The following is a 25398-nucleotide window of genomic DNA, read 5'->3' as shown; positions in this document are numbered from 1 at the left end:
TCGGGGGTGGCTCCGGGGTGAAAGACGCGTAGGTCTCGCGGGCGGGTCCGCGGGGCAGGTCGTGGTCAGGCCGGTGCGGGGGTCGGTAGTCCGCAGGACCTCCTGGCCCTGGTCAGCTGCTCCCCGGGGTCGCCGAACGCGCTCCAGGGCATGCGGGAGGCGTACGGGCCCATGGCCGTGAGGACTTCCCGCGCTTCGAATTCGCGCTTCGCCATGAACAACGCGTGCGCCAGATAAGCCAGATCGAGGACGGGTGTGAAACGGTAACCGGCCGTCTGGGGAAACCAGTTGTGGTAAATGCCGAGGGTGGTCGCGGCCCATTGCGGCTGTTGCCAGGTGTGGTCGGCGAGGAGCGCGTTCGGGTCGTAGTCCTCGACGAGGGCGACCAGGGGCAGGAGTCGCAGCGCGGAGGTGGCGGGCGCCCGGTGGCTGAGGAACGAGGCGACGTCCCACCGGGCGCTCGCCGACCCGCCGTGACGCGTGAAGAAGCAGGCCAGAAACCGGTGATGGGCCTCGCGGTGCCAGGGGTCGAGCCGCAGCACATGGGCGAACATCTGCCAGGGGCCGGGCGGCGCGGTGAGGAGTCCCCGCGGGGCGGGATCGCGGGGGCCGTCGATGCGGGCCAGGGCCAGTTGGGCCACCCACGGGGTGGGATCCCGGGGCAGCAGCCGCGCCGCCCGCACGCAGGCCGCCTGTGCTATCCGCAGCAGGGCACCGGCCCGGGCGTCCCCGGCGTCGGCCATGCGCAGGGCCCGGATCATCGCCACGCGCGCGCCCAACAGGGCTGCTTCCGGGCCGGGTTCCTCGGCCATCCAGCGTTCCGCGAGGTCGGAGTCCGCCGCTTCCGAGGCCAGGACGAGTGACCGGTGGGCCCTCAACTCGTAGTCGCCGCGCGCCTCTTTGAGGACGTTGTGGGCGCCGAGGTAGCGCCCCGCCCGCACGTCCGTGCACGCGCGTGCCAGCTCGCGATCGTCGGCCGCCGGATGCCACACATAGTGTCCCTCGAACGAGCCGGCAGCCACGATCCTCTCCCCGTCCCCCGCAGACGACACCCTGCGTTCTACGAATTCCAGCCATGCGGAATTACGTCGGAGTCCGAGCTCTTGCGCAGGTTCACCGACAGCGACCCACACCTTACTCATCCTTTAGTGGTATCGAAACTCATCGCCCGGAATATCTGGTTCCGTGCCCTTTGGGGGCGGGGTCGGGGCGCACATATCCGTTGGCTCCGAGTCAGTTTTCGGTGGCGCATTCCTGTCGTTGTCGCGGGAGGGTATGTATTCGGCATATTCAAGGCGCGAGGGCCTCCTCCGTGATACGGCCGCTCCGGAGCGCGGCACCCGCCGCTCACGGCCGGGGCGACAAAAGTCCAAGTCCGGCCGACGGATGTCCGTGGACGGTGCGCCGCGTGGTGCACAGACTGCCCACCACGCGGTCGGCCACGCCGCCGGCGAGCACCGTTCACCGCTCCCACACCAGAAGGAGTGCCCGTGTCCTGCCCCACCTTCAGAGCAGTCGCCGCCGCAGTCGGGGCCGCGGTCGTGGCACTGGCCGCCACGGTGGCGCCGCCCGCGGCGGCCGCGTCCCCGGACGCCACGTACACGATCAGCGTCGGATCCCCCGTGCCCTACGCCCACCCGACGGACACACCCGCCTCGGCCTACGTCGACAAGGACGGCACGTTCTACTTCCAGCAGTCCGCCGCCCTGTACGGGGCGAAGGACCCCCGCTACTGGGACTTCTTCACGGGCACCGACATGGACAGCGCCTCGCGGTCGAGCGCGATCAGCGACGCGGTCAACCCCGCCAACGCCAACGACAAGAACAACGACACCACCTGGCGCTGCAACAACAGCCCGACCGGCCTGGAGGCGACGTACGCGGTCGGCAACGCGGGCTATGCGCAGAAGAACTACTGCGACCTTTCCGGGATGTGGGTCGACCCGGACACCGGCGACTGGTACGGGCTCGTGCACAACGAGTTCACCCCGGCACCGTTCAACGACGGCATCCACTTCGACGCGATCGACTACGCGGTGTCGAAGGACCAGGGCCGGACGTGGTCCATCAAGGACCACGCGATCACCTCGCCGTACAGCACCAAGCGCGGCGACACCACCCAGTTCCCGCACGAGACGTACTCCTACGGCGACGGCGACCAGCGGCTGTTCGCCGACACCGCCTCGGGCTACTTCTACGTCTACTACGGCTCCCGGATCGTCGCCAAGGGCGGCAACTGGGAGGACAGCCTCGCGCATGTCGCCCGGGCGCCCATCTCCTCGAAGATGGCCCGGGGCTCCTGGCAGAAGTGGTACGACGGCCACTGGTCGCAACCCGGTGTGGGCGGCCTGGAGAGCAACATGGTGCCGGTGGACACCTCCAGCTCCACGGGGTACACGCCGGTCTCGGGTGACTACGACCCCGCCCACGCGGGCACGGTGAGCCAGCAGATCGCGGCGGGTCAACTGCCCACGAAATCACCGCTGTTCGTCATGAACATCACCTACAACGCCTACCTGGGCCTGTACATCGGCGAGCCCGAGGCGGTGAACGGCACGGCGCCGCAGCGCTTCTACGCCACCGACGACCTCACGAGCCAGAAGTGGCACCTGATCGGCGACACCGGCGGCTACACCAACAACTCCTGGTACCGCTGGTTCCTCGACGGCGCGAACCGCACCAACTCCGCCATCGTCGGCAAGACCTTCAGGTCGTACTGCTCCATCGACTGCCAGGGCGGCGCCTCGGGCGAGTACGTGGACGTCACGGTGGGTTCCTCGGCGCCCGCCTCACCCCCGGTCGACGTCACGAAGTCGTACCGGATCGCCAGCGGCGACGGCCGGGTCCTGGCTCAGGTCCCTGGCGGCTCGTCGACGACCTCGGGCGCCTCGGCCACCGGATCCGCCCTGGAATCCTGGGTGTTCACGGCCAACGGCGACGGCTCGTACCGCATCGCCAACGCCTCCACCGGCCAGCTCCTCGGCGTCCCCGCCACCTCCAAGGCGGGCCGCGCCTGGGGCGCGAAGCCGACGCTCGCCGCCGCCGGACCGGGCGGCCCCACGGTCGGACAGCAGTGGTTCATCGTCCCCGCGACCTCCACCGGGTCCTACCGCCTGGTCAACCGGTACAGCGGCCTGGTGCTCGGCCTGTCCGCGCAGCCCGGCCGGCTCGCCGAGACCACACCCACCCGCAGCTGGACCGACACCACGGGCAGCACCGTCGGCGGGTCCCGCAGCGCGGCCGAGCAGACCCTGACCCTCACCCCCACCGGCTCCGCGACCGGCGGATCCCTGGACGGCACCCACACCCTGGTGGCCTCGGGCAAGTCCCTCGACGACCCGGGCCACTCGACGACCCAAGGCACCCAGCTCATCACCTGGAGCCCCAACGCGGGGGCCAACCAGAACTGGGTCTTCACCCGGCAGTCCGACGGCAGCTATCAGATCGCGAACGCCGAGTCGAAGCTGTGCGTCGACGTCAGCGACGGCTCCGGCGCGGCCGGGGCCAAGGTGATCCAGTGGGCCTGCACGGGCGGCGCCAACCAGCACTGGGCGGTCGCCGCCCTGGCCGGTGGCGGATACACGGTCAGGTCCAAGTCCAGCGGGCTGCTGCTCACCACGGCCTCCACCGCCGACGGGGCCCTGGTCACCCAGCAGTCCGACACCGGCTCGGCACTCCAGCGCTGGACCATCGGCTGAGCGCGCGGCCCGGTCGTCGCCGCAGGGGAGCGACGAGCGGGCCGCCCACCAGAAGTGCCACCACTTGAACGATCAAAATCAGACAGGGGTTAGCATATGAGCGCCGCCTAGCTCGAAAGATGAACCTGTGACTGTCAATGACGACTCGTTCACCAACTGGAAGAACCGCGAGGAGATCGCGGAGTCGATGATCCCGATCATCGGGAAGCTGCACCGGGAGCGGGACGTGACGGTTCTGCTGCACAGCCGCTCCTTGGTGAACAAGTCGGTGGTCAGCATTCTGAAGACCCACCGATTCGCCCGCCAGATAGCCGGCGAGGAGCTCTCGGTCACCGAGACGCTGCCCTTCCTGCAGGCTCTCACCGCCCTCGATCTCGGCCCCTCCCAGATCGACATCGGCATGCTCGCCGCGACGTACAAGGCGGATGACCGCGGTCTGTCGGTCGAGGAGTTCACCGCGGGCGCCGTCATCGGCGCCACCGGGCCGAACAAGATCGAGCGCCGCGAGCCGCGCGACGTCGTCCTGTACGGCTTCGGCCGCATCGGCCGCCTCGTCGCCCGCCTGCTCATCGAGAAGGCCGGCTCGGGCAACGGCCTGCGGCTGCGCGCCATCGTCGTGCGCCAGGGCGGCGCCCAGGACATCGTCAAGCGCGCCTCGCTGCTGCGCCGCGACTCGATCCACGGCCAGTTCCAGGGCACGATCACCGTCGACGAGGCGAACAGCACGATCATCGCCAACGGCAACGAGATCAAGGTGATCTACGCGGGCGACCCGTCGGAGGTCGACTACACGGCGTACGGCATCAAGCACGCCATCCTCATCGACAACACCGGCAAGTGGCGCGACCGCGAGGGCCTGTCCAAGCACCTGCGCCCCGGCATCGACAAGGTCGTCCTGACCGCGCCCGGCAAGGGCGACGTGCCCAACATCGTGCACGGCGTCAACCACGACACGATCAAGCCGGACGAGCAGATCCTGTCCTGCGCGTCCTGCACCACCAACGCGATCGTCCCGCCGCTGAAGGCAATGGCCGACGAGTACGGCGTGCTGCGCGGCCACGTGGAGACCGTCCACTCGTTCACCAACGACCAGAACCTGCTGGACAACTACCACAGCGCGGACCGCCGTGGCCGCTCGGCGCCGCTCAACATGGTCATGACCGAGACCGGTGCCGCGTCCGCCGTCGCCAAGGCGCTGCCGGACCTGAAGGCGCCGATCAGCGGCAGCTCGATCCGCGTCCCGGTGCCGGACGTCTCGATCGCGATCCTCAGCCTGCGGCTCGGGCGTGAGACCACCCGCGAGGACGTCCTCGACTACCTCCGCAACGTGTCGCTCACCTCGCCGCTCAAGCGCCAGATCGACTTCACGACGGCTCCCGACGCGGTCTCCAGCGACTTCATCGGCTCGCGCCACGCCTCGATCGTCGACGCCGGAGCCACCAAGGTCGACGGCGACAACGCGATCCTCTACCTCTGGTACGACAACGAGTTCGGCTACTCGTGCCAGGTCATCCGGGTCGTCCAGCACGTCTCCGGCGTCGAGTACCCGACCTACCCGGTGCCGGTGCTCTGACCGCACCGGCCCGCTGACCTGGAGGGCAACCGGAGGCGATCGCCTCCGGTCGCCCTCCAGGCGTTTCCGGGGCCGTCCGGCGGGCCCGCTTCCGCGATGCCGCCTATCGTGAAGAGCACAAGATCGAAGAGGCGTCCCGCGGGCAGGTGCATCGTGAACGGGTCCGGCATCGACTACGAGGCGGTGTTCCGGGCACTGCCCGGCCCGGTCGCCCTGCTGACCACGGACCTCGTGTACGCCGAGGTCAACGACTCCTTCCTCGCTCTGACGAACCGCACCCGGGAGCAGGTGGTCGGCCGCTACATCTTCGACGTCTTCCCCGAAAACCCCGGCGACCCGGACGCGAGCGGCATGCGCAACCTGCACGCCTCGCTGCGCCGGGTCGCGGACACCGGCGAGCGCGACACCATGGCTCTGCAGCGCTACGACGTGGAGGACCCCGCCCATCCCGGTGTGTGGGAGGAGCGGTACTGGAGCCCGGTCAACACCCCGGTCTTCGATCGGGGCGGCAAGGTGGTCCTGATCCTGCACCGGGTGGAGGAGATCACCGAGCTCATGCGGGCCCGCGGCCGGGCCGGAGGGGCGGACGGCGACCGGGCCAGAGTGCTTGAGGCCGAGCTGTACACCCGGGCCCGGGAGCTCCAGGACCTCAACGAGCAACTGCGCCGGGCCCACGCCCGGGAACACGAGGTCGCCCTGTCCCTGCAGGCCGCGATGCTGCCCGCGCCGGGGCCGCTGGAGGGACGCAGCGCCGCGGTGCGCTACCGGCCCGCCGTCGGCGCACTGAACGTGTGCGGCGACTGGTACGACCTGGCTGAACTGCCCGGGGACCGGCTCGCGGTCGCCGTGGGCGACGTCGTCGGGCACGGACTGGCCGCCGCCGGGGTCATGGGCCAGCTGCGCAGCGCCCTGAGCGCCGCCTCCCGCGTGGCCAAGGGGCCGGCCCGGGCCCTCGAAGTGCTCGGTCTGTACGCCCGTTCGGTCGAGGGCGCGGAGTCCACGACCGCGTTCCTCGCGGTCATCGACTGGAGCGACCACACCTTGGCCTACAGCAGTGCGGGCCATCCGCCAGCGGCCCTGCTCCACCACGACGGCACGGTGGAGTTCCTCGACGGGGCGACCGACCCACCGCTCGGCGCCCGCCCCGAGCATGTGGCGCGCCCGCAGGCGACCGCGGCCTTCGCCGCGGGCGCGAGCCTCGTCCTCTACACCGACGGACTGGTCGAGCGCCGCCACGAGGACATCGACAGGGGCCTGCGCCGGCTCGCCGGATCCCTCGCCCGGCACCACGGCGCCGATCCGGAAACCCTCGCGGACGCGATCCTGGCCGATCTGATCCCGTCCGGCGGCGTCACCGACGACACGGCCCTGATCGTTATCGGCCTGTGAGGAAGGGGACGGCCCGGGACCGCGCCCAGTGCCGGTCCCGGGCTGACGGAGCGTCAGGATGCTTGGCTACCAGTAGTGCCGCCGTCCGCCGACCGCGTGCCCGACGGATCCCAGGAGCCACAGGATGGCGCCGAGGACGACCAGGACGATGCCGATGGTCCACAGGATGGCGATGCCGGCGACGTAGCCGATGACCAGCAGGATGACTCCGAGGACGATCATGATGTCCTCCGATCTCGGGGAACGGTTCCAGCTCCTGCCATCCAGAGTAGATCCGGGCTCCGCACCGCGGGTGCCGCACGGCCCGCAGCCGGATCCCAGCACCGGGCGGAGCGGTCACGCGTTGGTCAACCGCACCTGCACATCGACCTCCTGGTCGCCCGCCGCACTGCCCGCCGCCTCCACGGCGAAGGCCGCCGCGAGCGTCCGGCGCAGCCGGTCCACCGCCACGGGCCCGCCCTGAAGATCGGCGGTGACGGGCCCGGCCAGCAGCACCCCGGCGACCTCGACCGGCGCGTGGTCGACGACGAAGCTTCCGGCCCAGGCGGCCGGGCGTGGCCCCTCGCGGCGGCCGGGCACGGCACCGGCCCGGTCGGAGACGAAGTGGGTGCCCAGCATCTCGAAGACCGCGTCCGCGTCGGCCGCGGAACACTCGCCGAGCATGACCTGCACCAGGTCGGGGGAGTCGGCCCCGGCGCCCGGGGAGGCCGGGGGAGGTGAGTCGTTCACGCTGTTCTCCGTGCTTCTCGCTCGATTGAAGAGGACCCGGGAGGGGGCGTCCGGGCGCGTCAGTCCCGGCAGAGGCAGAAGGGGTGGCCCGCCGGATCCGCGTACACCCGGAAGCCGCGTTCGCCGCCGCGGTCGTCGAGGTCGAGCGGGGTCGCTCCGAGGGAGAGGACCTGCTCCTCGGCCGCGTCCATGTCCGGGACGTGGAAGTCCAGGTGCAGCTGCTGGGAGTTGCGGTCCCCGCGCGGCCACTCCGGCGGGGTGTGGCCGGGTGCCCACTGGAAGGCGATGCGGTGCCCGCCGGGTGCGTACGGGTCGTACCAGTCCTCGTCGTCGTTCTTCACCTCGCCGCCCAGGACCGCGGCATAGAACGCGGCGAGCGCCTCGGGGTCGGGGCAGTCCAGGGCCACGAGGCAGTACGTCGCGATGGCCATTCCGGTCTCCTCGGTGTCTCGTTCGCTCAGAGTTCACCCATTGCCGAACGGCTCCGGCCGAAACCTCCCCGTTCACCCGTCGCGCGGCAGGTTTCGGGTGCGGAGCCGGGGCAACCCGACCCGGCACACACGTCATCCCGGCAAGGAGTCGTCGTGGTCTTCGTAGCCGTGCTGCTGCCCAACCTGCTGCTGGTCGTCGTTCTCGCCCTGGCCCGGTACGAGGAGTTCATGCTCGGCGGCGATGATCCCGTCGGGGAGCCGCGCGAGCGGCACCTGGCCGCCGTGCCGGACCTGCCGGCCACCGGCGCCGCACCGGGGGAGGCCGCATCGGTGGACGGTGCGAGGACGCCGTACCAGAAGCCCGCCCGGCGCCGACACGCGGCGTGACCGGTGGTCCCCGCCCGCGAGATGTCGCGTCCCGCGAAGAGCGGCATGATCGGAAGGGGACAGCGGGTTCCCGGCACGGTGGAACGAAAGGCGTGGGCACATGGCACGTGCGGCCCTGTTCGACGTCGACGGCACCCTCGTCGACACCAACCATCTGCATGTCGTCACGTGGTGGGAAGCCTTCCGGCAGGCCGGGCACGACGTGGCGATGCACGATGTCCACCGCGCCATCGGGCTCGGCTCGGACGACCTCGTCGAGCACCTGTTGGGCAAGGACCGCGACCCCGACGGGGACGAGCGGCTCAGCGCCGCGCACACCGCTCTGTACGGGACGTACTTCGAGCGGCTGCCCCCGCTGGACGGATCCCGCGACCTGCTGCGCGAGCTGGCCGGCCGGGGCTGGCGCATCGTGCTGGCCACGTCGGCGGGCGGACCGGAGCTGAAGGCGCTGCGCCGGGCCATCGACGCCGGCGACGTCATCGCGGGCGTGGCGAGCGCCGACGACGTCAGCGAGGGCAAACCGGCACCCGATCCGGTCCACCGTGCGCTGGAACTGGCCGAGGCCGAACCCTCGGAGGCCGTGTTCGTGGGGGACACCGTGTGGGACATGAAGGCGGCCCGCTCGGCGGACGTACGCGCCGTCGCGCTGCTCGCCGGCGGGATCGCCCGCGCGGACCTCGAAGAAGCCGGAGCCCAAGCCGTGTACGGCGACCCCGCCGAACTGCTCACTCACCTGGACACCAGCGTCTTCGCCCAGATGGAGCGCGGGGCCTGACCGCTGTGACCGCTGTCCGGAGGGTCCGGGGCCCTCAGGGCGCGGGCCACTTCCGGGGCCCGGTGCGGCGGGCACGGATCGCTCAGCCGAGCTGGGGCAGCACTTTGGTGCGGTAGAAGTCGAAGAATCCCTGCTGGTCCTTGCCGATCTGGTTGATGTAGACGGTGTCGAAGCCCGCGTCCACGTACTCCTTGACCGCCGCCACATGGGCGTCCGGATCCGGCCCGCAGGCGACGTTCGCCCGGACGCGGTCCGGCGTGACGAGCTCGGAGGCCTGCTCGAAGTGAGCCGCGGTGGGCAGGACCTGGGGGAGCTCGCCGGGCAACTGCTCGTTGGCCCACAGCCGGTGCGCGGTGGCGACCGCTTCTTCCTCGTCGGTGCTCCAGCAGACCTTGAGCCCGGCGAACACGGGCTTGGTGCCGCCTCCGCTGCGCCGGAACCGTTCGATGGAGGAGACGTCGGGAGCCATGGTGATGAAGCCGTCCCCGATCCGTCCCGCCACCTCCGCGGCCAGTGGTCCGAAGGCGGAGACATCGATGGGCACGGGTTCGTCGGGGACGGTGTAGAGGCGGGCGTTCTCCACTGTGTAGTGCTTGCCGTGATGGCTGACCTGCTCGCCGGTGAAGAGCTGGCGCATCACCCGGACGGCTTCCTCCAGCATCTCCAGGCGGACACCGGCCTCCGGCCAGGAATCGCCCAGAATGTGCTCGTTGAGGGCCTCGCCGCTGCCGATTCCCAGCCGGAATCGCCCGCCGAGCTGCACGGCGCTGGTCGCCGCGGCCTGGGCGACCACGGCCGGGTGCATCCGCACGGTGGGGCACGTCACGGCCGTCTCCACGGGGAGCGAGACCGCCTGGGACAGCGCGCCGATCACCGACCAGACGAACGGCGCCTGACCCTGCTGGTCGTTCCACGGGTGGTAGTGGTCGGAGATCCACAGCGCGGTGAAGCCGGCCTGCTCCGCCATCCGCGCCTGCTCGACCAGCTCGGCGGGGGTGTGCTCCTCGCTGGACAGGAAGTAGCCGTATTCCGTCATCGCGGACTCCTCACGGGTGGCCAAGGGAACCCCTACCCGGGTGGCCCGGGAACGGACTGGGAAACCCCCGGGGCCGCGGGTTCCGCGGCGCGCACGGGCGCCCCCGCCCATCACGCCAAGCGCGGCGACAGGCCCGCGCACCCGCGAGCCGCGACGAGCGCCGGAGGCGGGCAGGCGCCGCCGGATGGCGACGACGGCACACCTCGGGTAGGCGTAGGTGGTGTGTGGACACCCCGCTCAGGGGTACTGGCGGAGCGCGGACGGGAGTGACATCTGACGAGGAGGAGCCATGGGTCTGCCGGACAGCGGCGCCGGGGCCGGCCGCGGCCACGGCGCGCGAAACGCGGTGGCCGACCTGGACGGCGCCGCCCTCGAAAGGGCGCTGCGTGCCCGGGTCGACGGCGAGATCCGGTTCGACGCCGGGAGTCGTGGCGCGTACAGCACCGACGGGTCCAACTACCGGCAGGTCCCGATCGGCGTCGTCGTGCCCCGGTCGGTCGACGCGGCCGTCGAGGCGGTCGCCGTGTGCGCGGAGTTCGGCGCCCCGGTGCTCTCGCGCGGAGGCGGGACGAGCCTGGCGGGCCAGTGCACCAACACGGCGGTCGTCATCGACTGGACCAAATACTGCGGCGCCCTCGTCTCGGTCGATCCCGCCCGGCGCACCTGCGTGGTCGAGCCCGGCCTCGTCCTCGACGAACTGAACCGCCAACTCGCGCCCCGCGAGCTGAAGTTCGGCCCGAAGCCCTCGACTCACAGCCACTGCGCGCTCGGCGGCATGATCGGGAACAACTCGTGCGGCGGTTCGGCGCAGGCCTACGGAAAGACCGTCGACAACGTGCGGCGCCTGGAGGTGCTGACGTACGACGGAACGAGGATGTGGGTGGGCCCCACCACCGACGAGGAATTCGCCGAGATCGTCGCCGAGGGCGGGCGGCGCGGCGAGCTCTACCAAGGGCTGCGCGACATCATCGACCGCAACCTCGCCGAAGTCAGGCGCGGCTACCCGAAGCTCCCGCGCCGGGTGTCGGGCTACAACCTCGACTCGCTGCTGCCGGAGAACCACTTCGACGTGGCCCGCGCCCTGGTGGGCAGCGAGGGCACGCTCGTGACCGTGCTGCACGCGGAACTCGACCTCGTACCCGTGCCGCCCCACGAGGCGATACTGGTCCTCGGATACCCCGACATCTGCGCCGCCGCCGATGAGGTGCCCCGCCTCCTGGAACACGGCGAACCGGCCCAACTGGAGGCGCTGGACGGCCGGATGGCGCAGCTCATGCGCGAGGAGCACGCCCACCTCGACTCCCTCGACCGTTTCCCGGAAGGCGAGAGCTGGCTGCTTGTGCAGTTCACCGGGGACACCCAGGACGACGTCGACGGGCAGGCCCACGCCCTGCTGCGGGCCCTCGGCCGGGACGAGAAGGACCCGTCGGTGGCGTTCTCGGACGACCCCGCGCGCGAACACGAGATCCTCAAGGCCCGCGAGGCCGGGCTCGGTGTGACCGCCCGCCCTCCCGACGAGCGCGAGACCTGGGAGGGCTGGGAGGACTCCGCGGTCCCGCCGGAGCGCCTTGGCGCTTATCTGCGCTCCCTCAAGGAGCTGTTCGACGAGTTCGGCTACGACCGCCCCTCCCTGTACGGGCACTTCGGGCACGGGTGTGTCCACACCCGCATTCCGTTCGGTCTGAAGACGGCCGAGGGAGTGGCCACCTTCCGTCAATTCCTGTTCAGGGCGGCCGACTTGGTGGTCTCCCACGGCGGTTCGCTGTCGGGGGAGCACGGCGACGGACAGGCCCGCGGCGAGCTCCTTGTCCGCATGTTCGGCGAACCAATCGTGGCGGCGTTCGGCGAGGTGAAGGCGCTGTTCGACCCGACCGGCCGGATGAACCCGGGCAAAGTGGTCGCCCCGTACCGCAGTGACGAGAACCTGCGGCTCGGCCCGCTGTGGCGGCCCCGGCAGCTCGACACCCACTTCGCCTACCCGGACGACGACCACTCCTTCGGCCAGGCGGTGCTGCGGTGCGTCGGCATCGGGAACTGCCGCACCCACACCGGCGGCGTCATGTGCCCCTCCTACCGCGCCACCGGCGAGGAGGAGCACTCCACCCGCGGCCGGGCCCGGCTGCTGTTCGAGATGCTGGACGGCCACGCCGACTCGCCGGTGACCGGCGGCTGGCGCTCCACCGAGGTGAACGACGCGCTCGACCTGTGCCTGGCCTGCAAGGGCTGCAAGTCGGACTGCCCCACCGGCGTCGACATGGCCACCTACAAGGCCGAGTTCCTCGCCCACCACTACGCCCGCAGGCCGCGCCCGGCCGCGCACTACTCGATGGGCTGGCTGCCCCTGTGGGCCCGCCTGTCCAGGCTCGCCCCGAGGACGGCCAACGCCATCCTGCGCGCACCGATCGTCGCCCCCATGGGTAAGCGGGTGGCGGGAGTCGCGCCCCAGCGGGAGGCCCCGGCGTTCGCCGAGGAGTCGTTCGTCCAGTGGTGGGCGGCGCGCGGCCTGCCCGAACCCGACCCGGCCGACGCGCGGACCGTGGTCCTGTGGCCCGACACGTTCTCCACGTACTTCCATCCCGCTGTCGCCAAGTCGGCGGTACGGGTCCTGGAGAGCGCCGGATTCCATGTCGCGGTGCCCACCCGGGCCGTGTGCTGCGGCCTCACCTGGATCTCCACCGGTCAACTGGCAACCGCGCGGCGGGTGTTGAGCCGCACCCTGGACGTACTGCGGCCATGGCTCGAAGCGGGAACGCCCGTCGTCGGACTCGAACCGTCGTGCACCGCGGTGTTCCGCGCGGACGCGCCGGAACTCATGCCGGACGACCAGGACGTCCAGCGCCTGGCGCGGCAGACCCGGACGCTCGCCGAATTCCTGCTCCACCACGCACCCCCCGACTGGCGGCCCCCGGCGCTCGCCCGCCAAGCCGTCGTCCAGCAGCACTGCCACCAGCACGCGGTCCTCAAGGACGACGCCGACCGCGAACTGATGCGCCGCATGGGCCTGGACGCCGACGTCCTGGACGAGGGCTGCTGCGGTCTGGCCGGCAACTTCGGCTTCGAACAAGGCCATTACGAGCTGTCCATGAAGATCGGGGAACTGGGCGTCCTGCCCGCCGTCCGTGCCGCCGCGCCCAGTTCACTCGTCCTCGCCGACGGGTTCAGCTGCCGCACCCAGATCGAGCAGGGCGGCACCGGACGCCGGGCCATGCACCTGGCCGAAGTGCTGGCACTCGGGCTCGACGGTCCGCTGCCCGCCGACCATCCGGAAAAGCTCACCGCACGCCCGGAGCCGCCGGCCGGGGACGCACGGCTCGCCGCCGGCGCGGCCTGCCTGGCCCTGGGAGGCGGCGCGGCCGCCGTCCACGCCTGGACCCGCCGACGCCGCAGGTGACCCGGGCCGCCCCATCCCCTCCCCAGCAACCAGCGGAACGAAAGAGCGAAAGGCTGCCTCCCGTGTCGATCAAAGTCTCCGACTACGTTCTCCAGCGGCTGCGCGAATGGGACGTCGAGCATGTCTTCGCCTACCCCGGTGACGGCATCAACGGCCTGCTGGCCGCCTGGGGGCGAGCCGAGAACAAGCCCGTCTTCGTCCAGGCCCGGCACGAGGAGATGGCCGCCTTCGAAGCGGTCGGCTACGCCAAGTTCTCCGGCCGGGTGGGCGTGTGCGCCGCCACCTCGGGCCCCGGCGCCATCCATCTCCTCAACGGCCTGTACGACGCGAAGCTGGACCATGTGCCGGTCGTCGCGATCGTCGGCCAGACCAACCGCAGCGCCATGGGCGGCTCCTACCAGCAGGAAGTCGACCTGCTGAGCCTCTTCAAGGACGTGGCCGGCGCCTTCTGCGAGATGGTCACGGTCCCCGAGCAACTGCCCAACGTCATCGACCGGGCGATGCGCATCGCCCGCGCCCAGCGCACGGTGACCGCGGTCATCCTGCCCGCCGATGTGCAGGAACTCGACTACTCCCCGCCGGGGCACGCCTTCAAGATGGTGCCGTCCAGCCTGGGCATGGCCGCCTACGCCCCGGTTCCGGCGGACGACGACATCGCCCGGGCAGCGGAGGTGCTCAACGCGGGCGAGAAGGTCGCCATCCTCATCGGCCAGGGTGCCCGGGGCGCCCGGGGCGAGGTCGAGCAGATCGCCGACGTGCTGGCCGCCGGTGTCGCCAAGGCCCTGCTCGGCAAGGACGCCCTGCCCGACGACCTGCCGTACGTGACCGGCGCCATCGGCCTGCTCGGCACCCGCCCCAGCTACGAGCTGATGCAGGGGTGCGACACCCTGCTCGTCATCGGATCGAGCTTCCCCTACACCCAGTTCATGCCCGATCTCGACCAGGCCCGCGCGGTCCAGATCGACATCGACCCGCAGATGGTCGGCCTGCGCTACCCCTTCGAGGTCAACCTCGTCGGCGACGCGGGCGAGACTCTCAAGCGGCTCCTTCCGCAACTGCGGCGCAAGCAGCACGGCAAGTGGCGCAAGAAGATCGAGGAGGGCACCGCCCGGTGGTGGGAGGTGATGGAGCGGCGTGCCGCCGTGGACGCCGACCCGATCAACCCCGAGTACGTGGTGCACGCCCTGGACGCGTTGCTGCCCGACGACGTGATCCTGGCCGCCGACTCGGGTTCCGCCGCCAACTGGTACGCCCGGCACCTGCGGATGCGCGGCTCGATGCGCGGTTCGCTTTCGGGCACCCTGGCCACCATGGGGCCCGGAGTGCCCTATGTGATCGGCGCCAAGTTCGCCCACCCCGAACGCCCCGCCATCGCGATCGTGGGCGACGGGGCGATGCAGATGAACGGGCTCGCGGAGCTGATCACCGCGGCCAAGTACTGGCAGGACTGGAGCAATCCCCAGCTCGTCGTCGCGGTGCTCAACAACCAGGACCTCAACCAGGTCACCTGGGAGATGCGCGCCATGTCCGGCGCCCCCCAGTTCCTGCCCTCCCAGGCCCTGCCCGACGTCGCGTACGCCGACTTCGCCCGCTCGATCGGCCTGGACGGCATACGGGTCGAGAACCCGGGCGACGTCGAGGGGGCGTGGCGGCAGGCGCTGGCGGCCGACCGGCCGTTCGTCATCGACTTCCGCACCGACCCCGCCGTGCCGCCGATCCCGCCGCACGCCTCGCTCGACCAGATCGAGGCCGCCGCGGCCTCGATCCTGAAGGGCGACAGCGACCGCACCGGCATGATCCGGCAGGGCCTCAAGGCCAAGGTGCAGGAGATGCTCCCGGGCACCCGCCACCGCCACCCGGACGGAGGAGACGACCAACGATGACGTTCGCGACGTCCGGTGCGGACGCCTCGCGCGCAGGGCCTTCGGCGGACGACCCCGCGGTCGACGAGATCGAGGCAGCCGCCTACACACTGGACACCGACACCCCCGAGGCCGACGGCACCCTGAGCTGGGACAGGACGACGCTCGTCGTCGTCCACGCCCGCTCCGGCACCACCACCGGACTCGGCTACACCTACGGAGCGCCCGAGACGGCCGCCTACGTCCGCGGGCACCTGGCGCCCGTGGTCACCGCCCGCTCCGCCTGGGACGTACCCGGCGCGAGCGAGGCGATGGCCCGATCCGTACGCAACGACGGCCGGCCGGGCCTCGTGGCCGGGGCGATCTCCGCCGTCGACATCGCCCTGTGGGACCTCAAGGCCCGAATCCTCGGCCTCCCCCTGACCCACCTGCTCGGACAGGCCCGCCCCCACGTGCCGGTGTACGGAAGCGGCGGCTTCACCACGTACGACGCGGCGCAGCAGGACCGGCAGCTGCGCGGCTGGGTGGAGGGCCAGGGAATTCCCCGCGTCAAGATCAAGATCGGCGAGTCGTGGGGGAGCGCCGAGCGCCGCGACCGGGACCGGATCGCCGAGGCCCGTGCCTCCGTCGGCGACGCCACGGACCTCTACGTCGACGCCAACGGCGCCTACACCGTCAAACAGGCCGTGCGGATGGCCAGTTGGCTGGACGACCACGCCGTCACCTGGTTCGAGGAACCCGTCTCATCGGACGACCTCGAAGGCCTCTCCCGGATCAGGTCCACCGTCGCCGTGGACGTGGCCGCCGGTGAATACGGCTACACGCTGGCCTACTTCGGGCAGATGCTGCGGGCCGGCGCGGTGGACTGCCTCCAGGCGGACGCGACCCGCTGCGGCGGGCTCACCGTGTGGCTGCGCGCCGCCGCCCTCGCCGAAGCGTACGGGCTCGACATCTCCGGGCACTGCGCCCCGCATGTGCACGCCGCCGCGGCGGCCGCCGTGCCCAACCTGCGCCACCTGGAGTGGTTCCACGACCACGTCCGGCTCGAATCCCGCTGGTTCGACGGCACCCTGGACCCCAAGGGCGGGCACATCACGCCTGGCGCCGACGGGGCCCCGGGCCACGGACTGACCCTCAAGACGGTCGATGCCGAGCCCTACCGCACCGGCTGACCCGTTCGGCGGCGCCGCTGCGCATACGGGCCGCCCGCCCTCGTACCCGAAAGGAAGGCCATGCCCGAGACCGTCGTCATCACCGGAGCGAGCGCCGGCATCGGCCGGGCGACCGCCCGGCTGTTCGCCCGGCGCGGCGCCCGCATCGCCCTCCTGGCCCGCGGCGAGGCCGGACTCGCCGAGGCCGCCGCGGAGATCGAGGAACTCGGGGGCCACGCCCTGCCGATCCCCGTCGACGTCGCCGACCACGACCAGGTCGACAAGGCCGCCGACACCACCGAAGCCGCCTTCGGCCCCATCGACGTGTGGATCAACGTGGCGTTCACCTCGGTGTTCGCCCCCTTCACCGAGATCTCCCCGGACGAGTACCGTCGCGTCACGGACGTGACCTACCTCGGGTTCGTACATGGCACGCGTACGGCGCTGGCCCGCATGATGCCCCGCGACCGGGGAACGATCGTGCAGGTCGGCTCGGCGCTCGGGGAGCGCTCCATCCCGCTGCAGTCCGCGTACTGCGGAGCCAAGCACGCCGTGAACGGGTTCACCTCGTCGGTGCGTACCGAACTCCTCCACACCAAGAGCCGCGTCCGCATCACGGTGGTGCAGATGCCGGCCGTCAACACGCCCCAGTTCTCCTGGGTACGGTCGCGGCTCTCCGGGCACCCGCAGCCCGTCGCACCGATCTACCAGCCCGAAGTCGCCGCGCGCGCCGTCCTGTTCGCGGCCGACCACCCCCGGCGCAAGCAGTACTACGTCGGCGCCTCGACCGTCGCCACCCTCTGGGCCAACCGGTTCCTCCCCGCCGCGCTCGACCGCTACCTGGCGCGGACCGGATACGAGGCGCAACAGCGGGAGGATCTGCCACCGGAGTCACCCCGGGGCAATCTGTGGCGGCCCCTCGACCAGGCACCGGGAGCCGACCGAGGCGCCCACGGCATCTTCGACGAGGAGTCCCACTCCCGCTCCTACCAGGCCGCGACGGCCCGCCACCCCGCCCTCACCGCGGGCACCGGCCTGAGCGCCCTTGCCGCAGCGCTCTGGGCTCTGCGCCGGTACCGCAGGAAGACATGAACCCGCACCGCGAACGCGGCGGTACACCAGGAAAGGAGTGACGTCATGAAGGTGGCATTTCTCGTGGGCACGGAAGGCGTCGAGCAGGTCGAGCTGACCGAGCCCTGGAAGGCCGTGGCCGACGCCGGCCACACCCCGGAACTGGTCTCCACCGACTCGGGGCGCGTACAGGCCTACAACCACCTGGACAAGGCCGACACCTTCCCCGTGGACCGGACGGCCGGAGAGGCGCGCCCGGACGACTTCGGCGCACTGGTCCTGCCTGGCGGCGTCGCGAACCCCGACGCGCTGCGCCTGGACGAGGACGCGGTCGCCTTCGCGAAAGGCTTCTTCGACCAGGGCAAGCCGGTGGCGGCGATCTGCCACGCACCCTGGACCCTCGTCGAGGCCGACGTCCTGCGGGGGCGCACCCTCACCTCGTGGCCGAGCCTGCGCACCGACATCACCAACGCGGGCGGCACCTGGGTCGACGAGCCGGTCAAGGTGTGCACGTCGGGCCCCAACACCCTGATCACCAGCCGCAAGCCGGACGACCTGAAGGCCTTCTGCGAGGCATTCCTCGACGTCTTCGCGCGCTGAGGCCCGGGCAACCACCCGGCCGCCGCTCGCAGGTGCCGGGAGGAGGTTTCCACCCTCCGCCCCGTGGTAGTCCGGTAGTGCGTTCCTTACGTACGAAGGAATGAAGGCGCCGGACGGGTTGGGACCATCAGCCGCCGGCGCCGCCGCCTCCAAGGGACCGAACCGGCACCGGCACCTCAGGTGTCGCTGAGGCAGCGGGCGTCGCTCAGGGCCCGCGGGTGCGCCCGGGTGTCGAAGCGCGGCAGGACGGGAACAGTCGCGCCCGTGCTGAGGGCGGGTTCCGGCGGCAATGGCCGCAGCGGACGCAGCGCCTGCGGCTGGGCGCTGAGGGTGAACCAGACGACCTTGCCGTCCGGGGTGGTGTGAGTGCCCCAGCTGTCACTGAGGTGGGCGATCAGGGCGAGGCCCCGGCCGCGTTCGGCGAAGGGCCGCGGTCCGCGGAGGCGGGGCAGGCGGGGGTCGGTGTCGGCGACGGACGCGGTGAGCCGGCCGCAGGCCCAGCGCAGTTCAAGGACGCAGTCGTGCTTGCCCCGGGTGTGGCGGTGAACGTTGGAGAGCAGTTCGCACACGCCGAGGCTCACGGGCTGGATGATGTTCTCCAGGCGCCAGTGGCGCAAGTGGGCGGCGACGATGCGACGGACCTGGGGGATGCGGGCCGGCGCCGCGTCAAGGCTCAGGGTGTACAGCCGGGGACTGTCGATCGTGACCACTGCGGCTCCCTCGTCGTCGAGAGCGGCTCGTCGGCCACTCCGCCGTCCGCAGCCACGCAAGGGCTACCAAAAGTAGCCCTTTGAGCACAGTGCGGATTCCTCCAGCATGACCCGTACGGCCGCATCCGCAACACGAAGCGCCGCGATGTGTGGCATGAGCCGCGGGACGCCGCCGCCGAGCACCGACCGCTCGCCGACGGCATAGTGGGAGGAGCCATGGCCGTGTGCCGGACCTTGTGGCCGGTGTGGGGGATTCCTGGAAAGCGAGGGTTTCGTGACGCCCCCATCAAAAGACTCCACGGCCCGACTCGGCTCCGGAGCCCCGGTGTTCGGGGCCCCGTGCTGGGTGAGCCTGATGGCCCGGGACCTGAGTGCCGCGACCGATTTCTACGGTGCGGTGATGGGCTGGACGTTCGTCTCCGCCGGGCTTGGCGAGGAGTTCAGGATCGCGATGGCGGACGGGGTCCCGGTGGCCGGCATCAGCGCGCTCGCCCAGGCGTTCCAGGTAGCCGTCGCGTGGACGCCGTACTTCGCGGTGGAGGACGCCGATGTCACCGCGGCCCGCATCCGCGAGCGGGGTGCGACGGTCGCGGTCGGCCCCGTGGCCCTGCAGACCGGGCGCGGGGCACTCGCCGCGGACCGCGACGGGGCCGTCTTCGGCATCTGGCAGGGCCCGCTGGTCTCGAACTGGGAGGCCTGGCGCGACGCCGCGCCCGCCTGGACCCGGCTGCACACCCGCAACGCCTTCGACGCGGCGATCTTCTACGGCGAGGTCCTCGACTGGGCGTGCGACCGGCCCGGCTGCTGCGACGTCCAGTACGAACACGACGAAGTCGTCCTGCGCCACGCGGGACACATCGTCGCCCGCCTCACCTCGGGCGCCGCCGAGTCCGCGCCCGACCCCAGCCTGCGCCCCCACTGGCACACCCACTTCGCCGTCGAGGATCCGCACGGTCGTGCCGAGAAGGCCCGTGCCTGCGGCGCCACCGTCCTGGCCGACGGCATCTCCCGCACCGGCACCTGGGTTCGCGTCAAGGACCCCGACGGAGCCACCTTCACCCTGAGCGGTACCGGATAGGCCCGCTCACGCGTTGCGTTCACCGGCGCGCGGGGGCACCATGCCCGGGCGGGGGCCGGGTCCGGTGCCGAGCGTGGAGGTGGCGTCGATGTGCCGTCTGTTCGGACTCAGCAGCGCCCCGCGCCGCAGCCGGGCCACCTTCTGGCTGCTCGACGCCCCCGACAGCCTCATGGTGCAGAGCCACCGTGACCCGGACGGGACGGGCCTCGGTTACTTCGACCCCGACGGCACGCCCCAGGTCCGCAAGGCTCCGGACGCCGCGTACGAGGACCGCGACTTCGCCCAAGAGGCCCGGCAGATCTGCTCGGCCACCTTCCTCGCGCACATCCGCCTCGCCTCGACCGGCAGCCTCACCGCCCCCAACACCCACCCGTTCCAGCAGGACGGACGGCTGTTCGCGCACAACGGCGTCGTCGAAGACCTGACGGCACTGGAGGCCCATCTGGGGCAGGATCTGGCGCTGGTCGCGGGGGAGACGGACTCCGAGCGGGTCTTCGCGCTGATCACCAGGGAGATCCGTTGCGCCCGGGGCGACATCGGCGCGGGCATCGAGCGCGCCACCCGCTGGATCGCGGCCCACCTGCCCGTCTACTCCCTCAACTTCGTCCTGACCACCCCCGACCAGCTGTGGGCCCTGCGCTACCCCGCGACGCACGAGCTCTACGTACTGGAGCGCGAGGCGGGAGGCTCGCACGGGGCCCGGCATCTGGATCAGAGCGGCAGCGCCGGCCGGCTGCGCGTCCACTCCGGGGACCTCGCCGACGTCCCGGCGTGCGTCGTCGCCAGCGAGCGCATGGACGAGCATCCCGAGTGGCGCCTGATGGAGCCCGGAGAACTGCTGCACATCACGCCCGACGGCAGCGCCGAGCGTCAGGTCGTCCTGCCGGATCCACCGGCCCGCCCGCTGGGCCTGAGCGACCTGTCCGACCGGGCGGCCCACTCGCAGAAGGCAGGCGGGTGACCGGGGCTCAGCAGCCGAGTGCCTTGCGGAGCCGGGCGATCGGCCCGGCTACTTGCGGCCGTCCGGGTCGGCGTCCTGCGGTGTCTGCGAGGCGTCGGGGGTCCCCCAGGAATCCGCGCGCGGCTGAGGCTCCTGCGGGGGCATGGGTTTGCGGGCCGCGCGGCGGCTGCCGAACCGGAGAGCCAAGAGCAGTACGGCGACGACGACGATGCCGACGCCGGTGAACAGCCAGGACGTCGAGTTCGCGGCGAGTGTCTGAGAAGCGGCGATGCTCGTCATGACAGACGCGTACCCGGGACGAGCCGGACATGACACGGAGATCATGGGGAACTTCGGCCATCGGGGTCGTCGCACCCCATCCAGGTGACTGTGTGTGACGGTTCGGGATGCGCGGGGCTCGGGGCGCTGTTTGGCTGGAGTCGTCCGTCCCCGACTTCAAGGAGTGATCATGAGCCTCGCAGACGAGTTCTCCGCACGTGCCCAGCAGATGCGCCAGAAGGCGGACCAGTTGGAGCAGGCCGCGGAACGGGCCACCGACCCGGCGGAGCGCCAGCGGCTGAAGGAGAAGGCCCGCCGTCTCCAGGAGCAGAGCAAGGATCAGGGCACGACGCGGGGTGACAGCACCGGCATCGACCCCATGTGAGCCAAGCCGGGCGGCGGCCGCCGGTCACGCGGTGAGGATGCCCGGCAGCGCGAGGGCGCCGAGCAGGGCCGTGCCCACCAGGAGCCAGGCGACGTAGTCGCCGATGTGGCCGGAGTGCAGTCGGCGCAGCGGCTCCGTCCAGGCGTACGGTTCCCGGATCGCCCGGCCGCTGACCGACGCCCCGGCCAGCCCGGCGGCCAGAACCGCGGACGCGATGCCCAGGAGCAGACCGGTGAGGGTCCAGTGCGGCGCGTCGGGCGACTCGGTGCCGAAGGCCCGGCCCACCGCCGAGGCCAGGCCCGGGATGAGCCCCGCGGCCAGCGATCCGGCGAGCAGCACGGCCGGGACCGCCGTCATCGTGAGCGGCACCCGGCCGAGCCTGCCCTCGGTCTCGGGCTCCTCGTCGGCGCCGCTCGTCCCGTATCCGGGGTCGCCCAGCGGCCGCGGCCCCAGCCCGAAGAACACACGGGCGGCGACCCGCAGCACCGCGCCCGCGGTGACCGCCGACACGGCCACGAACAGAACGGTGAAGCCGCCGCCCGCCGCCTCCTCCGTGACGGACTTCCCGAGCCCGGTACCGAAGGGCGGCAGGCCCGCCAGGGCCACCGCGCCCACCGTGAACAACGCGGCCACGACACGCAACTCCCTTGCCCTGCCGTGCAGTTCGTGCTCGTCCACGCTGCCGTAGCGGTCGAGCAGGATTCCGGTGCAGGCGAACAGCGCCGCCTTCACGCCCGCGTGGCCCAGGACGTAGACGGCCACGCCGCCGGTCGCCTCCGGTTTCAGCAGGCCGACGCCGATCAGGAAGAGCCCGGTGTGCGCGACGGTCGAGTACGCGAGGAGGCGCTTGACATGGCGCTGCTGCCAGCACATCAGCGCGCCCACCAGAGCCGTCGCGACGCCCAGCACCACCAGGGCGCGTGAGGCGTCCGGGGCCGGCACCCCGCCCGGTCCGGCGAACACCGTGGCATAGACCCGCCACGTCCCGTACAGGCCGAGCTCGACCATCACCCCGGACAGCAGCATGCACACCGGGGTGGGCGCCACGGCGTGCGCGTCCGGCAGCCAGAAGTGGAACGGCAGGGCCGCGGCCTTGACCAGAAGGCCGGTCAGGACGAGGGCGAAGGCGGCGAGGACCAGCGCGTCCGGCCCGCCCCGCGCGTCGAGGTGCTGCCCGATCTGGCGCATGCCGAGCTCGCCGGTGCGCGCGTAGAGCAGCACGATCCCCGTCAGAGTGGCGTACGCGCCAAGGGAGTTGATCACCCCGAAGGTGAGCGCGCCCTGGACGGCCTTCGCCTCCTCGACGCGGTATCCGGTCAGGGCGTAGGCCACGACGCTCATCAGCTCGAAGAAGACGAAGGCGTTGAACAGGTCGCCCGTGAGCGCGAATCCGCACATGCCCGCCTGGAAGAGCAGCACCAGCGCGGGGAACGACCCCGCGTGCCGGCGCGGGGGCTCGTCGAAGTAGTGCCAGGAATAGACCAGGACGGCGACGACCAGAACGGAGACCAGCGCGGCGAGACCGGTGCCCGGCCCGTCGCCGACCAGGACGATGCCCACGCCCTCGCCGCCGCTTGGGCGCCAGCCGCCGACCCATTCCACGGCGTCCGGCGAGGAGTCGAGCAGCAGGGCGACCGCGAGCCCGGCGGTGGCCGCCGCGACGGCGCACCCGACCGACTCGGCGACGACGCGGGGCAGCCGTCGCCCGGCAGCCACGAGGGCGGCGGCACCCAGCAGCGGTACGGCCACGACCAGCGGCAGCAGTTGGTTCATCCGCGCAGCTCGGAGAGTTCGTCGGGATCGACCGTGCCGTGGCGCTTGGCCACCTGCATCACCAGAGCGAGCAGCAGGGCGGTGACCGTGGCGCCGACCACGACATCGGTGAGGGCCAGGGCCTGGACGACCGGGTCCACCAGCGGCCGTGACCCCGGTTTCACGTCGGAGAAGACGGCGGTCGTGGCACCGTCGCGGTATCCCACCGCGAGCAACAGGACATACGTGGATGACTGACACACCGTCAGGCAGCCTACGGCGTGCACCAGATGGCGGCTCGTGGCCAGGCCGTAGCAGCCGACCAGGAAGACCCATCCGGCCACGAGATACGGCACCGCGTTCATCACGGTCGGTCCACGCCCCCGCTCACGATCCCTTCCCTTCGTCCGGCCGGTTCCCTTCCTCGATCTCGACGGCCTGGTCGAGGAAGCGGGCGAGCAGTACGACGACCGCGCAGGCGACCTCCATGCCGACCGCCGCGTTGAGCAGCGGCACGGTCCCGCCCGACGCGAGCGTGTTGAACGTGCCGTACGGGAGCAGGGTGTTGGCAAGGAACGCCGAACCGCCCAGCAGTCCCGCCACGCCGAGGACGAGGTAGGCCGCCTCGCCCGCGGCGTCGCCCACCTCGTACAGGCCGACCGGCCGGATCCGCTCCAGGGCGCGGTAGTCCGCCCCGATGTAGAGCAGATGCAGCGCGGTCGCCACGACCACCCCGCCCTGGAAACCGCCGCCGGGGCTGAGCTGACCGTGAGCGATGAGGTAGAGGCCGGACAGGAGGGCGACGGGCAGCATGATCAGCGCATAGCGGCGGACCGCGGGGGCGACCTCCGCCGGAGCCGGCGGCACCTCTCGCTCGTCGCGGGTCTGGCGCAGCAGCACGACGGTTCCGAGCACCGCGCCGAACAGGATGGTCTCCTCGCCCAGGGTGTCGAAGGCCCGCAGGTCGAAGTTGACGGAGGAGATGACGTTCGCGGTGCGGCGGGCGAGGGCCGCCGCGACGGCGCGGTCACCGTAGGGATGCCGCGGGGCGCCGAAGTGCGGCAGCCGCAGATACGCGGCGACGAGCAGGGCGGCGACCCCGAGCCCACCCGCCGCGAGGACCCACATACGCAGGCGCCGGCTCACCGGTCACCATCCTCGCTCCGGCCCCGGCGCCGTACTTTGCGTACCGACAGCAGAATGAGCAGCGGGGTCAGCGCCGAGCCCACCGCCAGCTGCGACAGCCCGACGTCGGGCGCCTGAAGGACCGTGAACAGCACCGCGAGGGCAAGACCGAGCACCGCCAGCACCAGGGCCTGGCGCGCCGGGTCGCGCACCGCCACCGCGGCGGTCGCCGAGGCGGCGACGAGCAGCAGCGACACCAGGGTCAGGGCGTCAGTCACGGGCCGACGCCCCCGCCCCGGCGTATCCGCCCGCGAGCGCCCGGGAGGCGATCACGTTCCCGGCCACGAGCAGCACCCCGATCAGCACGAGCTTCACCATCGCGCGGCCCGGTCCGGTGGCCACGCACATCGCCACCACGACCACCGTCGCGGCCGAAGCGGCCACCGCCGTCAGGAGGTTGGCGTGCGGCGGATCGTCGTCGAGGCCGTCGGCGAGCAGCCGCGCGTACACCAGCGTCCCCGCCGGGCCGAGGACGGCGAGCACCAGGGCGAGGTCGACGTAGGACGGCCGGGTGTACGCCTGCGAGAGCAGCAGCATGACGAGGCACACCACCGAGGTGCCGAAGTTCTGGGCGACGACCCGACGCTCCAGCGGTCCGGTCGCGACCCCCCACACCACCGGGCCGAACCCTGCGGCGAGCAGTGCCGTCGCGGCCACGAGCCAGCCGTTCACCGGCCGCTCATCGCCCGGCGCGCCGCCCGTGCCCCGACCGCCGCCAGCAGTGCGGCCGCGGCCCCGACCAGCCATTCCAGGGCGTCGACCGTGCTGATGAGCACCAGCCACCCACCCGTCAGGGGCAACCACCACGCGAGGACTTCGGCGCTCACGGCCGCTACTCGGACCATCCGTGCATCACCTCGACACCCGACCCGGAATCAGCTGTTCGGCCCGATTTCATGGGCTTCCTCATGAAAGCACTGTCGGCAGGCGCGCCACCGGCGGCGCGCTGTGCCGGCGCTTCGGGGGAGCGCGGGGG

Annotated in this window: 26 protein-coding genes; 13 read left to right on the top strand and 13 right to left on the bottom strand. The window is 71.7% G+C overall.

Going from position 1 to position 25398, the window contains the following annotated elements; translation table 11 throughout:
- Positions 1-65: 65 nt before the first annotated feature.
- Positions 66-1022 (bottom strand): hypothetical protein, encoded by a 957-nt coding sequence (locus ACWC2B_RS08670; protein WP_450715733.1) that lies wholly within the window; start codon positions 1020-1022, stop codon positions 66-68.
- Positions 1023-1490: 468 nt separating this feature from the next.
- Here ACWC2B_RS08670 and ACWC2B_RS08665 point away from each other — a divergent pair, with 468 nt between their 5' ends.
- From ACWC2B_RS08665 to ACWC2B_RS08655, 3 genes are all read left to right on the top strand, one after another.
- Positions 1491-3698: an RICIN domain-containing protein gene (locus ACWC2B_RS08665; RefSeq protein WP_450715732.1), complete on the top strand. Its 2208-nt coding sequence runs from the start codon at positions 1491-1493 to the stop codon at positions 3696-3698.
- Positions 3699-3825: 127 nt separating this feature from the next.
- Complete coding sequence (locus ACWC2B_RS08660; RefSeq protein WP_450715731.1) at positions 3826-5271, top strand: glyceraldehyde-3-phosphate dehydrogenase; 1446 nt, start codon at positions 3826-3828, stop codon at positions 5269-5271.
- Between the two features lie 153 nt (positions 5272-5424).
- The gene (locus ACWC2B_RS08655; protein ID WP_450715730.1) at positions 5425-6660 is read left to right on the top strand and encodes a PP2C family protein-serine/threonine phosphatase; all 1236 of its coding nucleotides are present in this window, start codon (positions 5425-5427) and stop codon (positions 6658-6660) included.
- A 66-nt stretch (positions 6661-6726) separates the two neighbouring features.
- Here ACWC2B_RS08655 and ACWC2B_RS08650 read toward each other — a convergent pair whose 3' ends face one another.
- The 3 genes from ACWC2B_RS08650 to ACWC2B_RS08640 form a co-directional block, all read right to left on the bottom strand.
- On the bottom strand, positions 6727-6882 hold the full coding sequence (locus ACWC2B_RS08650) for a DUF6131 family protein (protein WP_450715729.1): 156 nt from the start codon (positions 6880-6882) through the stop codon (positions 6727-6729).
- 114 nt (positions 6883-6996) lie between these two features.
- The gene (locus ACWC2B_RS08645) at positions 6997-7389 is read right to left on the bottom strand and encodes a hypothetical protein (protein ID WP_450715728.1); all 393 of its coding nucleotides are present in this window, start codon (positions 7387-7389) and stop codon (positions 6997-6999) included.
- Between the two features lie 59 nt (positions 7390-7448).
- Positions 7449-7820 (bottom strand): VOC family protein, encoded by a 372-nt coding sequence (locus tag ACWC2B_RS08640; protein WP_450715727.1) that lies wholly within the window; start codon positions 7818-7820, stop codon positions 7449-7451.
- Between the two features lie 153 nt (positions 7821-7973).
- Between ACWC2B_RS08640 and ACWC2B_RS08635 the strand changes: the two genes are divergently transcribed.
- Entirely contained in the window at positions 7974-8207 is a 234-nt protein-coding gene (locus ACWC2B_RS08635; RefSeq protein WP_450715726.1) for a hypothetical protein, read from the top strand.
- 100 nt (positions 8208-8307) lie between these two features.
- Entirely contained in the window at positions 8308-8982 is a 675-nt protein-coding gene (locus ACWC2B_RS08630) for an HAD family hydrolase (RefSeq protein WP_450715725.1), read from the top strand.
- Positions 8983-9064: 82 nt separating this feature from the next.
- Here the strand turns inward: ACWC2B_RS08630 and ACWC2B_RS08625 are convergent, their stop codons facing one another.
- The gene (locus tag ACWC2B_RS08625) at positions 9065-10018 is read right to left on the bottom strand and encodes an LLM class F420-dependent oxidoreductase (RefSeq protein ID WP_450715724.1); all 954 of its coding nucleotides are present in this window, start codon (positions 10016-10018) and stop codon (positions 9065-9067) included.
- Positions 10019-10307: 289 nt separating this feature from the next.
- On the opposite strand from ACWC2B_RS08625, the gene ACWC2B_RS08620 reads away from it, so the two are divergent.
- From ACWC2B_RS08620 to ACWC2B_RS08600, 5 genes are all read left to right on the top strand, one after another.
- Positions 10308-13409: an FAD-binding and (Fe-S)-binding domain-containing protein gene (locus ACWC2B_RS08620; RefSeq protein WP_450715723.1), complete on the top strand. Its 3102-nt coding sequence runs from the start codon at positions 10308-10310 to the stop codon at positions 13407-13409.
- Positions 13410-13471: 62 nt separating this feature from the next.
- Positions 13472-15292 (top strand): thiamine pyrophosphate-requiring protein, encoded by a 1821-nt coding sequence (locus tag ACWC2B_RS08615; protein WP_450715722.1) that lies wholly within the window; start codon positions 13472-13474, stop codon positions 15290-15292.
- Positions 15289-16443 (top strand): enolase C-terminal domain-like protein, encoded by a 1155-nt coding sequence (locus tag ACWC2B_RS08610; protein ID WP_450715721.1) that lies wholly within the window; start codon positions 15289-15291, stop codon positions 16441-16443. Before ACWC2B_RS08615 ends, ACWC2B_RS08610 begins: the two co-directional genes overlap by 4 nt.
- A gap of 60 nt (positions 16444-16503) precedes the next feature.
- Positions 16504-17514: an SDR family oxidoreductase gene (locus tag ACWC2B_RS08605; protein WP_450715720.1), complete on the top strand. Its 1011-nt coding sequence runs from the start codon at positions 16504-16506 to the stop codon at positions 17512-17514.
- Positions 17515-17559: 45 nt separating this feature from the next.
- Positions 17560-18093 carry a type 1 glutamine amidotransferase domain-containing protein gene (locus tag ACWC2B_RS08600; RefSeq protein WP_450715719.1) on the top strand — a complete coding sequence of 178 codons (534 nt, stop codon included), beginning with the start codon at positions 17560-17562 and terminating at the stop codon, positions 18091-18093.
- 176 nt (positions 18094-18269) lie between these two features.
- Here ACWC2B_RS08600 and ACWC2B_RS08595 read toward each other — a convergent pair whose 3' ends face one another.
- The gene (locus ACWC2B_RS08595; protein WP_450715718.1) at positions 18270-18803 is read right to left on the bottom strand and encodes an ATP-binding protein; all 534 of its coding nucleotides are present in this window, start codon (positions 18801-18803) and stop codon (positions 18270-18272) included.
- Positions 18804-19158: 355 nt separating this feature from the next.
- Here ACWC2B_RS08595 and ACWC2B_RS08590 point away from each other — a divergent pair, with 355 nt between their 5' ends.
- A complete protein-coding gene (locus ACWC2B_RS08590; RefSeq protein WP_450715717.1) occupies positions 19159-19881 on the top strand; it encodes a VOC family protein in 723 nt (240 codons plus the stop codon).
- An 88-nt stretch (positions 19882-19969) separates the two neighbouring features.
- Positions 19970-20842 (top strand): class II glutamine amidotransferase, encoded by an 873-nt coding sequence (locus ACWC2B_RS08585; protein WP_450715716.1) that lies wholly within the window; start codon positions 19970-19972, stop codon positions 20840-20842.
- A gap of 48 nt (positions 20843-20890) precedes the next feature.
- Here the strand turns inward: ACWC2B_RS08585 and ACWC2B_RS08580 are convergent, their stop codons facing one another.
- Complete coding sequence (locus ACWC2B_RS08580; protein ID WP_450715715.1) at positions 20891-21121, bottom strand: DUF6479 family protein; 231 nt, start codon at positions 21119-21121, stop codon at positions 20891-20893.
- 169 nt (positions 21122-21290) lie between these two features.
- Here ACWC2B_RS08580 and ACWC2B_RS08575 point away from each other — a divergent pair, with 169 nt between their 5' ends.
- A complete protein-coding gene (locus ACWC2B_RS08575) occupies positions 21291-21485 on the top strand; it encodes a DUF6381 family protein (protein ID WP_450715714.1) in 195 nt (64 codons plus the stop codon).
- Positions 21486-21509: 24 nt separating this feature from the next.
- Here the strand turns inward: ACWC2B_RS08575 and ACWC2B_RS08570 are convergent, their stop codons facing one another.
- From ACWC2B_RS08570 to ACWC2B_RS08545, 6 genes are read right to left on the bottom strand one after another with little or no spacing between them, the layout of a single operon-like run.
- Positions 21510-23258 carry a complex I subunit 5 family protein gene (locus tag ACWC2B_RS08570; RefSeq protein ID WP_450715713.1) on the bottom strand — a complete coding sequence of 583 codons (1749 nt, stop codon included), beginning with the start codon at positions 23256-23258 and terminating at the stop codon, positions 21510-21512.
- Complete coding sequence (locus ACWC2B_RS08565; protein ID WP_450715712.1) at positions 23255-23602, bottom strand: sodium:proton antiporter; 348 nt, start codon at positions 23600-23602, stop codon at positions 23255-23257. Before ACWC2B_RS08565 ends, ACWC2B_RS08570 begins: the two co-directional genes overlap by 4 nt.
- 22 nt (positions 23603-23624) lie before the next feature.
- Positions 23625-24383, bottom strand: a complete 759-nt coding sequence (locus ACWC2B_RS08560) for an MnhB domain-containing protein (protein ID WP_450715711.1) — start codon at positions 24381-24383, stop codon at positions 23625-23627.
- Positions 24380-24640 carry a Na(+)/H(+) antiporter subunit B gene (locus tag ACWC2B_RS08555; protein WP_450715710.1) on the bottom strand — a complete coding sequence of 87 codons (261 nt, stop codon included), beginning with the start codon at positions 24638-24640 and terminating at the stop codon, positions 24380-24382. Before ACWC2B_RS08555 ends, ACWC2B_RS08560 begins: the two co-directional genes overlap by 4 nt.
- Positions 24633-25094, bottom strand: coding sequence for an MrpF/PhaF family protein (locus tag ACWC2B_RS08550; RefSeq protein ID WP_450715709.1), 462 nt, complete (start codon positions 25092-25094; stop codon positions 24633-24635). Before ACWC2B_RS08550 ends, ACWC2B_RS08555 begins: the two co-directional genes overlap by 8 nt.
- The gene (locus ACWC2B_RS08545) at positions 25091-25267 is read right to left on the bottom strand and encodes a hypothetical protein (protein ID WP_450715708.1); all 177 of its coding nucleotides are present in this window, start codon (positions 25265-25267) and stop codon (positions 25091-25093) included. Before ACWC2B_RS08545 ends, ACWC2B_RS08550 begins: the two co-directional genes overlap by 4 nt.
- Between the last annotated feature and the right edge of the window lie 131 nt (positions 25268-25398).

It is taken from the genome of Streptomyces sp. NPDC001415, assembly GCF_053597395.1.
Note: the sequence above shows the minus strand (reverse complement) of the source record. Positions and strands in the feature narration are given on the sequence as shown.